Source organism: Nocardia suismassiliense (assembly GCF_900269665.1).
In the GTDB taxonomy this organism is placed as follows: Bacteria; Actinomycetota; Actinomycetes; order Mycobacteriales; family Mycobacteriaceae; genus Nocardia; species Nocardia suismassiliense.
Genome location: NZ_LT985361.1, coordinates 3,522,501 through 3,535,822, shown reverse-complemented (window position 1 = coordinate 3,535,822; position 13,322 = coordinate 3,522,501). Strand labels below are relative to the sequence as shown.

The window sequence follows — 13,322 nt, the reverse complement described above, 5'->3', positions numbered from 1 at the left end:
CCCTTATCTATTTCCCGGGGTGGACAGGGAATTTCTGGGCGAAATGTCCGGCCCGCGTAGCAGATGTCCGAACGCTGGTAGTTCGGTGTAACAATCCGCCGGGTCGAATCGACATCGAAGACAAGCTCGATTGCGCGATAATTGCGACTTAACATGCGTGAAGAAGAACTTACACTGGTAGCCGGAATTGGTTGCCCGCCTTAAACTTCCACACTCAAAAGGAATTTCGATGGGAAGAAGGCGATGGGTAAACACCGCGCACCACGTAAGCCCGACGTTCCGATGCGATTGGCGATGGTGTCCACGGCCGCGCTCCTCACGGCCCTCATCTCCGCCGACCGGGACGGCCCCGCCGGCGTCGGCCCGACGGCGAACCGGGACATCAGCACCCCGGGACAATCCAGCAGCACCTTCGCGGCGCCACCGACAGACCAACCGGACATCGCCCCGGATTCGATTGTGGATGAACCACTTCCAGAATCGGCTCCGCGTCCGAAGCCGAGAATCGCCACCAGGACACCCCCACGGTCGGCGCCGCCCCTCGATGATTCCGAACCCCACGACCTCGCCACCGTCACGGCCGCATGGGTTTCCGGCACCCTGCAGGGCTACGAGTGGCTCGCCCACATCGAGCAGTGCATCCTGGCCCATATGAAATCCACCATGGCGCAGCGCAACGTGTAGTCGGCGCAGGAAACCCGCTCGGGTGCGCCATCGCACAGCGCGCCCGAGCGAGGCCCACACTGTTCGAAATGCCGCCCATCACAACTCGACTCGCGTCTACCGTGGTGGGCGGGTTCGAATCAACCACCTTCTCCGATGCCTGGGCGGCCACCGTCGGGCATGAATACCAGCCATGCACAACCGAACTCCGGCAACTCACGGTAACGACGGCTATCGCCGATGTCGTGTGCGAGTCCGAAACACGCCCTCCCGCCGCCACTTTGGTCGCACGCCGGAGTTCGCGACAGCCATGTCGTCAAATATTGCACGAACTCGCCCATTATCGGGATGCCGTTGTCGAGCGGGCGGAATCTGTCGAGTGAGGCGGCGAGCAACCGACGTCTCACCGAACCCGTTGCGCGCGGCCGGAACCCGCGCCGAATAGCTTGCAGCGGAATAGCTGTGGTCCTCTTCGCGTGGGCCCGAACAGTGAGCAGGACGACTCGGCTACCGCTCGCGACCAGGAAATACCGGGCCGAGAAAGGCTTACCTCAGCCCGAGTTCGCCTGGAGTTAGATGCGATTCAAACAAGGACCGAACTGTGACAACGGTCACACAGACACAGGCAAACACCATCCAGGCAGAGAGGTGTGAAACACCTATGTGCAGTTAAATTCGGGCAACTGAAACTTGTTTGCTCCGCTCTGCGGGGCTTGATACGATAATTTCATACAAAATGGTTGAAGATGAACGATGACTCCATTTTCCGTCAGCGTGATGATTTGTCAATGATTTCGGTTCAGAACAACTTCGACGAGCCGGGGAGATCAAGCGCAGTTCGCCGGAGGGAAAGCAGTGCAGGGGCTAACTCAACACGACGTCAGAAGTACTTTCGATGACGGTCTTCCGTCTCAGAATACCATCGATACCGCAATCATTGTCGGCGCCGGACTGGCGGGCCTCGCCGCCGCATACGAATTAGCGAAGCAGGGCACCCGCGTCACCGTGCTGGAAGCCGGTGCGCGGCCGGGCGGCCGAACCTGGACCTATCGTCACCCATTCGCCGACGGCCTGCGCACCGAAGCAGGCGCGATGACGGTGACCGCGCAATGCCATTACACGATGCATTATCTGCGGGAAATGCAGCTGGAGACCGAGCCGAGCGATCTCGTCGACACCGACTTCAGCTATCTGCGCAACGGCATCCGGATCCGACCGGACCAGCTCACCGAGCACGCCGACAGCTTGGGGCTACAGCCACACGAGCGCCACCTCACCGTCGCCGACTTGAACGCGCATTACGTCACGAAGTTCAACGAGAACATCGGTCCGGAACTCACCGCGCCCACCTGGACCCCGACGCCGGACCTGCTCGCCCTCGACCAGATTTCGGTCCGCCGCACCCTCGAAGACCGAGGCGCCTCCGCGGCCGCGATCAGCCTGATCGAACCACTCTTCCTGGAGATGCGCGGCGGCGAACTGGAATCCGCCTCGACCATGGCGTGGGCTCGTTACGAGTCGGGCCACCGCGCCTTCGCCAGCGCCGACGCCGCGTGGTTCAAGGTCAAGGGCGGCGCCGACCTGCTCGCCCGAGCACTGGCGGACAAGGTCAAAGACCTTGTCCTGTACCGGAAACCGGTCGTCCGCATCACGCAGACCGAGCAAGAAGCGCAGGTGACGTTCCTCGATCGGGACCGGCTGCAGACGCTGACCGCCGACCGCGTCATCGTCACCGCACCGTTCAGCAGCCTGCGCCGGATCAACCTGTCGATGGCCGGCCTGTCCGCCGCGAAGCACGCGACCATCCGCCGCCTCAGGTATTCATCGGTCCTGCGCATATTCCTGCAGATGCGCAAGAAGTTCTGGCCCGAAGAGCGGTTGATGCTGTCGACGGATAGGCCGATCGGCACGGTCCGCGACGGCACGCCACGACTACCCGGCCCGCGCAAGATCCTGGAGTGCTGGCTGACCGGCTGGCCCGCGCAGGCGGCGGCCGACATGAGCGAGGAAGAGCGCATCAATTTCGCTTTGACCGAACTGGAACCGATCATGCCGGGGGCACGCGAGAATTTCGAGCTCGGCGCGTCCATAGCCTGGGACAACGAGCCGTACATCGCCGGCGCGTACATCCTGCCGGAACTGGGCCACCACGAGCTCATGGCACACACCCGAACACCGGAGGGAAGAATACATTTCGCAGGCGAGCACACCGCATTCGAACCCAATGGCGGCTCGATGAACTATGCGCTGGAATCGTCGATTCGGGTTCTGCTCGAATTATCGTCCATCTGATACTTCCGCCGCCTTCCAACGCCTCGACCTCGTCGAGCTGTTCGGCACTGTTACCGCGCAAGAAAAACAACTGAATCGCACCAGCTGGAAGGGAGGACCGCTTTGCTTCATCCGCGTTTGTTGATCGTGGCGGATTGTGAGGGGATCGAGGATACGGTAAACGACCTCAAACGGCACGGTTTCGAACCCGAGCCGACCTCGACCGGGGCCGAAACCATGGCGGCTTACCCTGACTTCGACGTAGTACTCGTCGATCTCGACTTCACCGATTTCGACGGATTGACCCTGTGTAGAGAAATTCGGCGAGCCAGCGACATACCGATCATCGCTTTCGCCTCCGCGTTCGAATTGGACAAGGTCCTCGCCCTGGAAGCGGGGTGCGACGACTGCATCGTGAAGCCGTACCACAGCCGTGAGCTCATGGCCCGGCTACGCGGCTTGCTGCGCCGGGTGCACATGATGTCCCAGCCGGCCCTCATCGTCGGCCAACTGGAGATCGACTCGGCGCTGCGCGAGGTCAGGGTCGGCAACCGGCTGGTCGAACTGACCCGCAAGGAATTCGAACTACTGCGCCTGCTCGCCACCGAGCCACAGCGGGTCTTCTCCAGAGCCGAACTGCTGCAACAGGTCTGGGGATACGACGACGTGGACGCCGAAGTGACGTCGCTGGCCAGCCGGACCATCGACACGCACCTGAGCAGTGTCCGCAAGAAGCTCGGCTCCGCGGACTGGATCGTCACCGTGCACGGCGTCGGGTTCCGCTTCAATGATGAAGCAGGACGCGGCAAGTCGGCCCCGGCCGTCGCGGCGGCCCGCGCCAGCGGGACCGCCGGATAGCCTGCCCGCACTACCCCGTCCGCTTCTTCTGCGGCGTGAACTGCGGGGTGAACGCGCCACCGTACGCCTCGGCGAATTCGCCGATGATGGCGTCCTGTTCGGTTCGCGGGTCGCGCCCGCGGCACAACTCGTCCAGCACCGCGCTCGACTCGTCATGCACCCGCTGTGCGGCGTCGTAGGGCATGTGGGTGAACGCCACCAACTGGTACAGCGGCGTGTACAGCTCGGGACGCAACTCGTGCAGCCGTCGTTCCAGCGCACGTCGCGCCAGGAACATCGGGTCGTTCACGTGGGCAGACAACTCGGTGAGGTTGCGCAGCGACAGTTCCGCCAGCGCGTGCCCCGCCTTCACCCGCACATCGCTGTACTCGTCGACGACCACCTCGGCGACGGTCGCGACGGTGCCGCCCTCGCAACGGACCGCGGCCTGGAACTTCTCCAGCAGCGCCGCCAGTGTGGCGGCATCCTCGAAACTGCAGTTGATGCCCTGCCCGAAGAACGGGACCACGGCATGCGCGGCATCACCGACCAGCACCGCGCGTCGATGGTGATAGGGAGCGCAGTTGATGATCCTGAGGTGCCCGGGACTCCGGCTCGCCAAGTCCGTGCCGACCGCCGCCATCCGCCCGAAGACGTCGGGAAACTCTGTCGCACAGTAGGAGCTGATCGCGTCGGCCGACGGCAGCCCGGAGAAGTGCCTGCGCCGGTCGTCACCGGCCATCGGCTTGAACAGGCTGGTGGTGAAGGTCTGGTCCCGGTTCGGCTGGGCTTGCAGAAAGTGGTCGCCGCGCGGCCACAGGTGCATGCCCGTCGGGTCGGCGTCCCCGTAGTCCATGGTGATCTCGGCGTAGCCGTGCTCGATGGTCTCGCGCGTCGCCCACATGTCCTGCGGGTGCGCGGCGACAATGGCTTCGCGCACAACACTATTGGCGCCATCGCAGCCGACCAGCAGATCGCCGGTGACCCAGGCCGAGGAGCCGTCCCGATCCCGCAGCAGCGCTGCCGGTCGCGCCGTGTCGACGTCGACGCACTCTTGGCCGTAATGGATCCGGGCCCCCTCCCGCAGTGCCTGATCGCGCAGCAGATCCTGCATCACCCGGCGTGGAATGGACAGCAGATGGTGGTGCGTCATCGTCCCGTACGGCTGCGTGGAGATCGCACCGTCGCGATGGTGGATGATCCGTTTGGCCAGCACCGAGCCCTGTAGGTAGAGGCGGCGCCGGACCGAGCGGGGCAGGCAGTCGAGCCCGCGCGAGGTGAGCGTGAGGTTGAACGAATGCCCGGACCCGGTGCCCGCCGACTCCGTGCCTCGCTCGAAGAGATCTACCTCCAGACCTTGGCGGCGCAGCAGTGTCGCCAAGGCGCAACCGACCGGGCCGGCCCCGATGATCACCACCGAGCGCAGTTCCAGATCAGTCATTGTGTTCCTCCCTGGTTCAGCCCGTCCGGCGGCGCGAGGGCGCCGACGGCGCGGAAGTACTCGAACATCCGGCGAATCCATCCCGTATCCACCTGCGGATACGGGCACCCGACGTCGGCAAGCGCCCGCCTGGATTTCTCGTTGTCGAAGGTGTGCGCGCCGAGGCGCATCACGCCCTCCCGCATGAGCGGCACCAGCGGACCGAGCCCCCAGCGTCGGTCGTCGGTCTCGGCGGCCTGCTGTTCCAGCGCCGCCATCCAGGTGGATCCCGAAGTCGGTTCCGTCGCATAGCCTTCCGCGCGAATGGTGTCGATGATGGTGGGCCAGTCGAGTCCGTCGGCGTGGTAGAGATGCCAGTTCTCGTCGTCCGGTTTCTCCTCGGACAGCCGGATGATGGCGCGGGCCACGTAGTCCACCGGCAACAGGTCGACGGGCGGTCCCTCGGCGATGTCCTCGGGGTAGCAGCCGAGCAGCGCGAAACCCTTCATCTGCAACCAGAAGAAGTCGTCGTGCCGGCACGCGCCGGTGCGGCGGTGTCCGGCGATGCGGCCGACACGGTGCACGGTGACCGGCAGCCCGGCCTCGCGCGCCGCCAGCGCGAGCCGCTCGGCGACCCACTTGCTCTGCGAGTACCCGATGCCCAGCGACGCGGGATCGCCCGGCACCATGTCCTCGCCGACCAGGCCTGCGGTGGAGTCCGGCGGGAAGACGCCCATGGTGGAGATCAGGCGCAGCGGCGTGCGGTTGATCCCGCAGAAGTCGAGCAGGTGCCGAAGTCCGTCCACGTTCGTGCGTTTTACCGTGTGATACGGCACGACGAAATTGATGTGCGCGGCCGCGTGGTAGACGTCGGTCACCTCGCGGGCCAGTGCTTCGTAGTCGTTGCCCAGCCCGAACTTCGGTTGGTCGAGATCGCCGAGGCAGATGCCGACCTCGTCGAGCCCGGACGGGTCCAGCGCGAATTTCCGGAAGGTCCGGCGCAGGCGTTCGCGCCCGTCCGCGACGCTGTCGGCCCGGACCAGGCAGTGCACGCGGTGCCCGGTCCGCTGTAGTTCGTCGAGCAGATGACTGCCGAGGAATCCGGTTGCGCCGGTGAGCAATACCGTGCCGCTGACCGGCTCCTGCCGCTCCCCCACCACGAGGTCGTGCAGGCGGGCCTCCGCGCCCAGATCCGGTGCGGCGGCGGCAGTTTCGTCGACGAGGCTCTGCACCATGCCGCGCGGTGTCGGCGTGCTCAGCAGCACCGACAGTGCGACGTCGGTGCGGAAGCGTTTTTTGACCAGCCGGTGCAGCCGGGCGGCCAGCAGCGAGTGACCGCCGACCGCGAAGAAGTCGACCTCCGGGGTCGCGGGCCGGTCGCCGAGCACCTCGGACCACAGCGCGGCCATCGTGCGCTCCGCGTCCGTCCAGGTGACGTCGGACTGGTCGACCTCGTCGGCGGGCTCCGGTGGCATCGATTGTGCCGCCAGCGCGCGACGGTCGGTCTTCCCGTTCGAGGTCACCGGGATGGCGTCGATCCGGGTGAGCTGCCGCGGGATCATGTATCCGGGCAGCACCGCGCCGAGCCGGGTGCGCCAGTCCTTCGGCGGCGCTGCAGCGGTCTGCACGAAGGCGTGCAGCGCGCGGTCACCACCTTCGGACACCACGATCACGGCGGCGGCGTCCACCTCCAATTCCCGTTCCAGCGCGGCTTCTATCTCGCCCGGCTCGACGCGATAGCCGCGGATCTTGACCTGATCGTCCTTGCGGCCGCGGTAGTGCAGGGACCCGTCCGGGGCCAGCACCACCACATCGCCGGTGCGGTACATCAATTGGCCGGGGACGAACGGGTCGGCGACCATAGCCTCGCGCGTCTTGTCCGGCAGGCCGATATAGCCGGGCGAGACGACCGGGCCCGCAACGCAGAGTTCGCCCTCGACGCCGAACGGTGCCCGCCGAGCAGTCCCGTCGGCGGCGCTGAGCACATACGCGTCGACACCCGCGACCACCCGCCCGATCGACGGAATGGTCGGCCAAGCGTCGGGATCGTCCGGGAGCGCGTCCCAACTGCACAGATGTGCCTCGGACGGTCCGTAGGCATTGATCAACCGCGCGTTCGGGTTTCGCCGGAACATCGCCCGCATATCGCCGGTGATCACCAGCCGCTCGCCGGTGACATACACCTCGCGCAGATCCGGCAGGTCCACCGGCGACGATTGAAGCACGGCGGCCAGCTCGCGGAGCGTGACGTAGGGCAGGTAGGCCCGCTCGATCCGCTCGTCGGCCAGCAAAGCGGCCAAGGCCTCGAAATCGGTGCGGGCATCTGCCGGTGGAATCACCAGAGTGCCACCGGCGCAGAGAGTTCCGAACACCTCGATGGCGAACACGTCGAAGGCGGGCGGCATGTACTGCAACGTGCGCGTCCGGCGGTCCCCGGAGAAGATGACCTGGTTGCGCGCCAGGTTTGCCAGCGTGACCTCCGGCAGCCGAACTCCTTTGGGGCGTCCGGTGGAGCCCGACGTGTACACGATGTACGCCGTGTCCTCGGGCACCTTCCGCGCGTCGTCGAATGACGCTGCTCCACTGGCGGTTTCGGATATCTCGAGGACTTCGAGGCCGTCGGGCAACGACATATCCGCGAGGTCGATCTCGGCACTACGCAGCAGAATGGTTGCGCCACAATCGTTCAGTACGAAGTTCAGCCGCTCCCGTGGTTCGGCATCCAAGGTGACGTAGCTGCCACCCGCACGCAGGATGCCGATGACCGTCGCGATCAGTTCGAGGCCGGGCCGCATCAGCACGGCGACCGGCAGCCCGTCCCGGACTCCCCGATCAGCCAGCGTGGCCGCTACCGTGTCTGCGCGCCTCGCCAATTCGGCATACGTGGTCACCGTGCCGTCGGCGATCACCGCGGGTTCCGCACTGGCCGCCGCGGCGCTCGCCTCGAACAGATCGGCGGTCAACTCGGTGCCGAGCTCGGGCGCATCCTTCCGGCGGGCACACAGCCCCGTGATCGCTTGTTCCTCCGCGTCGCTCGTCCAGCGCAGTTCGTTGATCTGCCCGTCCGGCTCCGCGAGCACGCTGTCGACCAAGGTGTGCAGCCGCTGCGCCAGATAGGCCGTGAAGCTTTCACCGTCGGCCGCAGCCGTGACGTGCTCGACGACCAGGGTGTACTGGTCCGCCGTCTCGTCCACCAGGATCGCCAGGTCGTATTTGGCGCCTCCTGGCGCGTGCTCCCAGGTCTGCACGCCCCACTCGGGCAGGTCCAGGCGGCGGGCCGCGGCGGGCATCACGGTGACCATCGCGTTGAACAGTGCCCCGTCCTGCGTGCCACCGGCCGCGCGAACCTCGCCCAGCACCGCCTCCAGTGGCGCGTGCCGGTGCCGAAGCGCCTCCAGCACTTCCCGTTTCACTCTGCGCAATACGTCACGGGCAGTCGCGCCGCGGTCGAGGCGGTGTTGCAGCACAACGGTATTGGCGAGATGGCCGATCACCTCGGCGTCGCCGGCGCCGCGCACCGAGACCGGGATCCCCAGCAGCACTTCGTCCTGCCCGGTCTGCCGGTGCAGCAGCACGAAGCAGAGAGCGACGAAGAACATGCTGGTGGTGATGCCCTCCGCGGCACAGAACTCGCGCACCCGCGCCGAGAGTTCGTCGTCGAGCACCTGCTGCCGGGTCACGTGCCGTGGCGTCCCGGTGCCCGGCAGCCCGAACGGCACTGCCGCGGGGGTTTTCGCCAGCTTCTCCCGCCAGTAATGCAGCGTGTCGGCATTGTCGGCCAACTCTGCCCAGCGTTCGTACGCCTCGGCGGCTTGGCGGTGCGGTCGCTGCGGCGGCTCGTCGCCGTGCACCAGTGCGGTGTAGGTCGCCTCCACCTGGCTGAGATACGGCTTGAACGACATGCCGTCGAAGACCGTGTGGTGAATGTTGAACACCAGCAGGCTCCGGCCCTCGGCGAACCGGAGGTGCCGGACCCGGGCCAGCGGACCACCACGCAGATCGAAGACGGCCCCCGCGACCTCGGCCAGTTGCTCGGCCACCCAGTCCTCGGGATCGCCGCTGTGGTGATCACGCACGTCGACGTCCGGCGCCAGTTCGCCGTGCACCACCTGCCGCAACTCGCCGTCGGCGGTCATCTCGAAGGTGGTGCGCAGCGCGGAATGGTCCCGATGCACGATCCGCAGCGCCTCGACGAGGGCTTGATGGTCGAGCAGGGTGGGCAGCCGCAGCACCAGTGGCTGGTTGTACGCCGTGGGGTCGGCGCCGTAGATGCTGTCGAACCACATACCGGGCTGGGCCGGGGACGCGGGCAGGTGCTGCGCGCCGTTCGCTGTGTGTTGCTCGGTAGCCGTCATGTCAGCCTCGCGCCCGTTTGGTGCGGATCAGGTCGGCGACACCGCGCACGGTGCCGACCCCCACGATGTCGTCGGGTGCCAGTGCGACCCCCGATACCTCCTCCAGCCGAGCGCCGAGGTCGATCAATTGCAGTGAGGTGACACCGCTTTCGATGAGTCCGGCATCCAGATCGATGTCGGCCAGGCCGGTGGCGTTCAGCAAGGTCGTCCGGACGACATCGGCCAGCTGATCCTCGGTTTTGCGCTCCTCGACCGTCGACTCGTCGTCCTCGGCGGGCACCAACCGCGACGAGAGCTCCTTGCGGTCGATCTTGCCGTTGGTATTGCGCGGAAACGCGTCGAGCAGCAACACCGTCGACGGAACCATGTAGTCGGGCAACGACTTCCGCAGATGCTCCGTCAGCTCGTCGGTGGACAGTTCGTGCCCCGTCGTCGGCACACACCACAGCGCCAGCTGACCCGCCGCACCACCGCTCGGCACGGCCTGCGCCACCGCCTGTGCGACGCCGGGGAACGCCTCGGCCGTCACCTCGACATGCCGCGGCTCGACCCGGAACCCGCGCACCTTCACCATCTGGTCGGTGCGGCCCGCGAGCACTATCTCCCCGTCCTCGGTCAGCTTGGCCAGGTCGCCGGTCCGCAGCAGTCGCTGACCGTCGTGCCGAACGAACTTGCGCGCGGTGAGTTCCGGATCGTTGAGGTAGCCCGACGCCACACCGTCACCCGCGATGCACAGTTCGCCGATCCGGCCGGGCGGGCATTCGTCCAGCGCCTCGTCCCGCACCGTCAGCTCGACGGTGGGCATCGGCCGGCCGACCGGGATCTCGGCATCGCACAGGTCCGCCGCGGTGATCTTGTGCACCGCGGTCAGCGCCGAATTCTCCGTGCAGCCAAAGGCATTGAATACATCACCGTCGACCACGGCCAGCGCACGCTCCAGGTGCGACGCGGAGGGGAAGTCGCCGCTGACGATCACCGTTCGCACCTGCGCGAGGCTCTTCGAGTGGTGCTCGACCAGCAGATTGAACAACCCCACGGAGAGGTTGAGCACCGTAATGCCTTCGCGCTCGATGAGTCTCGCGAGATCGCCGAGCGGCGGCATCTCCTGTGGTGCGACGGTGAGCCGGCCACCACGCAGTAGACAGGTCCAGATGTCGGTGGTCGATGCGGCGAACGCGGGCTGCGCGAGTTGCAGGAACCGGTCCGCCGGTCCAGGAGTGAATCCGGTGAGGTGCCGCGAAACCCGCGCGATGCCGCGATGCGCGATCACCACGCCCTTGGGCACACCCGTCGAGCCCGAGGTGAACAGGATGAACGCGGGCGCGGCCGCGGTCACCGCGGACGGCCCCGATTCAGGGGACAACGACGCCGCGGCCGCCAGCAACTCGGTGACCGGCAGGCAGGCCGCCGCGGGGAATCCGTCCGGCGTCTCGCCCGCGTCGATCACCGTGATGGCGGGCTCGGCGGCACGGAACATCCGCGACTTGTGCGCCGCCGGATGTACCGGATTGAACGGCACGACAACGAGACCGGCCTTGAGAATGCCGAGGAACACCTGATAGGTGGCGAGGCTGCGGTCGAGATGCACCCCGACGCGCGCTCCAGGCGGCAGGCCCCGGTCGCGCAGCGCTCGCGCGATGCGGCTGCTGATGGCGTCCAGTTCGGCGTAGGTCAGCGTCGTGCTGCCGTCGGATATCGCCTCGCGGTCGGCGTGCTCGCGTGCGGTGCGCACGAACGCGTCGGCGATCGTCTCGGTGGTGGCCGTCGCGGCCGGGCCCGTCGTGACGGACTCGACCGGGGCGGCGGTCAGTGAGTTCTTCATCGCGCTGATGTCACCGTTCCTTCCGGGGTGGCGGAGCCTCGGCGGCGCGGTGCCAGGCCGAGGTGCCGCAGGCTGGTCCGGCCGAACGGGGTCGACGGATCGACCAGGTCCAGCGGCAGGTCGAAGTGGTCCCGCCCGGACACGACCTGCGCGTCCACCGGGATCTGCTGTGCGGCAAGGTGTTCGGCGTACTGCTCGTGTTGCCGGAGATAGGTTCGCGTTTCGTGCTGCCCCGCGGCGAGCAGGATCGAATCGCACCGCGGGGCGGGCATCCGCAGCGGACTGCACGCGCGGGCGGTCTCGGGGGTCAGCCGGACGGCCTCGTTGACGTAGGTCTCCGGAATCTCGGTGAGGTCGTACAGGCCGCTCAGCAAGCAGGCGCTGCGCACCCTGGGTGCGTCGGTGCCCGCGAGCGCCGCGGCCAGCAGATGCGCGCCCGCGCTGCTGCCCGCTACATGCAACCGCTCCGGGTCGATGCCGAGCAGCGGCCCGGTGCCCGCGAGCCACTCCAGGGCCCGCGCCACCGAGGCGATCATGCCCGGCACCGTGCGGTCCGGGGCGAGCCCGTATCCCACGGCGACATACGCGCAGCCGTGCCGCACCGCCTGCCGGGCCGCGAAACACGCGTCATCGATGCCGGACTCCTGCCAGTGGCCGCCGTGCACGAAGACGAGGGCGGGCGTCTCCGGTCCTCGAATGCCCTGCGGCACAGCGGGAAACACGTGACACCGCTCGCCGTGGCCGGCACCGTAGGGCACCGCGATGTGCACGTCGAGCCGGGACCGGGCGGTGTCGCTGCGCCGCCGGTACCGCCGCAGCGTACCGGCCGGATCACGGGCGGCCGAGCTGGGCGAATACTCGCGGTCCAACTGGGTGAGCTTACTCATCGGCCTTGCGCCCTTCGATGACACCGTGCGGCGTCCAACCCTCGCTACGAATGCGCAGGATGTCGGTGAAACCCGCTGTGCCGAGCCACTCTTCGTGCTCACGCCACGGATAGATCGTCGACTCCTCCGACGGCAACGTGGTGAAGTACACGTTGTCCAGCGCGGTGTAGAGCGGCCCACGACCGTCGTCGGCGGCGAACGCGTTGAATACGATGACCCGCCCGCCCGGCGGCAGTGCCGCGTAGGCCCGTTCGAGCAGCGCCACATTCTGTTCCGGCGACCAGATCACGAACTGGTGGGCGAATAGCGCGGCGTCGTACCCGCCGGGCAGCGGGTCGCCGAACATGTCCCCGGCGACCACGTCGATGCGATCACCGAGCCCGGCGGCGGCGATATTGTCGCCGGCCACCTCGACGGCGCCCTCGAGATCGAACACGGTGATCTTCAAGTGCGGGTGGGCCTGTGCGAGCGCGATCGCGTTGACCGCGTCGCCGCCACCGACGTCCAGGATCCTCGTCACGCCGCTGTAGTCCACCTGGTGCAGCAGCACCGGATTGGACAGCTCCGACCAGGAATGCATGCCGCGGAAGAACAGATTCTCCAGCTCCGGAGTCTGCTCGAGCCTGGTGTACAGGTCGTTTCCGGTGCCGGGCAGGTGTTTCAGGCCGAGGTTCTTGCCGGTGCGCAGCGACTCGGCGTACTCCTTCGCGGGCAGGTAGGACAGCCGCTGCTGGAAGTCGATGATGTTGCGGATGAGCGGCCAGGTGCCGTCTTGCATTGCGGCACGCAACATCTCGCTCAGCGCGTACCGGTCGTCCGCCCGATCGGTGAGGCCGAGCGAGGTGGTGCCGAGCAGCAGCTTGCGCGCCGATTTGACGGGCAGTCCCAGCCCCGCGGCGGCCTCGTCGCTGGTGGCCGGGCCGTTCAGGTCGAGGTATTCGAACAGTTGCAGTTCCGAGGCGGCGCGCAATTGCTGAAAGGCAGCAAAGCCGAACAACACCGGGACGAGCGAGGTGAGGTCGACCGGTTTCGTCAGCTCGGTCTTCGGTTCGGTCATCGTCATCGTG

General features: G+C 66.9%; 8 protein-coding genes. 3 read left to right on the top strand and 5 right to left on the bottom strand.

The window, feature by feature from the left end; all coding sequences use genetic code 11:
- The first annotated feature begins 243 nt into the window (after positions 1-243).
- The 3 genes from DBO33_RS15905 (at position 244) to DBO33_RS15895 (ending at position 3,792) form a co-directional block, all read left to right on the top strand.
- Positions 244-684, top strand: coding sequence for a hypothetical protein (locus DBO33_RS15905; RefSeq protein WP_107655731.1), 441 nt, complete (start codon positions 244-246; stop codon positions 682-684).
- A gap of 834 nt (positions 685-1,518) precedes the next feature.
- Entirely contained in the window at positions 1,519-2,955 is a 1,437-nt protein-coding gene (locus tag DBO33_RS15900; protein ID WP_107655730.1) for a flavin monoamine oxidase family protein, read from the top strand.
- Between the two features lie 126 nt (positions 2,956-3,081).
- On the top strand, positions 3,082-3,792 hold the full coding sequence (locus DBO33_RS15895) for a response regulator transcription factor (RefSeq protein WP_325050801.1): 711 nt from the start codon (positions 3,082-3,084) through the stop codon (positions 3,790-3,792).
- 10 nt (positions 3,793-3,802) lie between these two features.
- Here the strand turns inward: DBO33_RS15895 and DBO33_RS15890 are convergent, their stop codons facing one another.
- From DBO33_RS15890 to DBO33_RS15870, 5 genes are read right to left on the bottom strand one after another with little or no spacing between them, the layout of a single operon-like run.
- The gene (locus tag DBO33_RS15890) at positions 3,803-5,212 is read right to left on the bottom strand and encodes an FAD-dependent oxidoreductase (protein ID WP_107655729.1); all 1,410 of its coding nucleotides are present in this window, start codon (positions 5,210-5,212) and stop codon (positions 3,803-3,805) included.
- Complete coding sequence (locus DBO33_RS15885; protein WP_107655728.1) at positions 5,209-9,546, bottom strand: non-ribosomal peptide synthetase family protein; 4,338 nt, start codon at positions 9,544-9,546, stop codon at positions 5,209-5,211. The genes DBO33_RS15890 and DBO33_RS15885 overlap by 4 nt, the downstream gene beginning before the upstream one ends.
- A gap of 1 nt (position 9,547) precedes the next feature.
- On the bottom strand, positions 9,548-11,368 hold the full coding sequence (locus DBO33_RS15880) for a non-ribosomal peptide synthetase (RefSeq protein WP_107655727.1): 1,821 nt from the start codon (positions 11,366-11,368) through the stop codon (positions 9,548-9,550).
- Positions 11,365-12,255 (bottom strand): alpha/beta hydrolase, encoded by an 891-nt coding sequence (locus DBO33_RS15875; protein WP_107655726.1) that lies wholly within the window; start codon positions 12,253-12,255, stop codon positions 11,365-11,367. Before DBO33_RS15875 ends, DBO33_RS15880 begins: the two co-directional genes overlap by 4 nt.
- Positions 12,248-13,318: a methyltransferase gene (locus DBO33_RS15870; protein ID WP_325050715.1), complete on the bottom strand. Its 1,071-nt coding sequence runs from the start codon at positions 13,316-13,318 to the stop codon at positions 12,248-12,250. The genes DBO33_RS15875 and DBO33_RS15870 overlap by 8 nt, the downstream gene beginning before the upstream one ends.
- Positions 13,319-13,322: the final 4 nt, after the last annotated feature.

Coding starts and splice junctions, on each gene's coding strand:
- DBO33_RS15905 (WP_107655731.1), top strand. CDS start 244: ATGGGTAAACACCGCGCACCACGTAAGCCCGACGTTCCGATGCGATTG.
- DBO33_RS15890 (WP_107655729.1), bottom strand. CDS start 5,212: ATGACTGATCTGGAACTGCGCTCGGTGGTGATCATCGGGGCCGGCCCG.
- DBO33_RS15885 (WP_107655728.1), bottom strand. CDS start 9,546: ATGACGGCTACCGAGCAACACACAGCGAACGGCGCGCAGCACCTGCCC.
- DBO33_RS15880 (WP_107655727.1), bottom strand. CDS start 11,368: ATGAAGAACTCACTGACCGCCGCCCCGGTCGAGTCCGTCACGACGGGC.
- DBO33_RS15870 (WP_325050715.1), bottom strand. CDS start 13,318: ATGACGATGACCGAACCGAAGACCGAGCTGACGAAACCGGTCGACCTC.
- DBO33_RS15875 (WP_107655726.1), bottom strand. CDS start 12,255: ATGAGTAAGCTCACCCAGTTGGACCGCGAGTATTCGCCCAGCTCGGCC.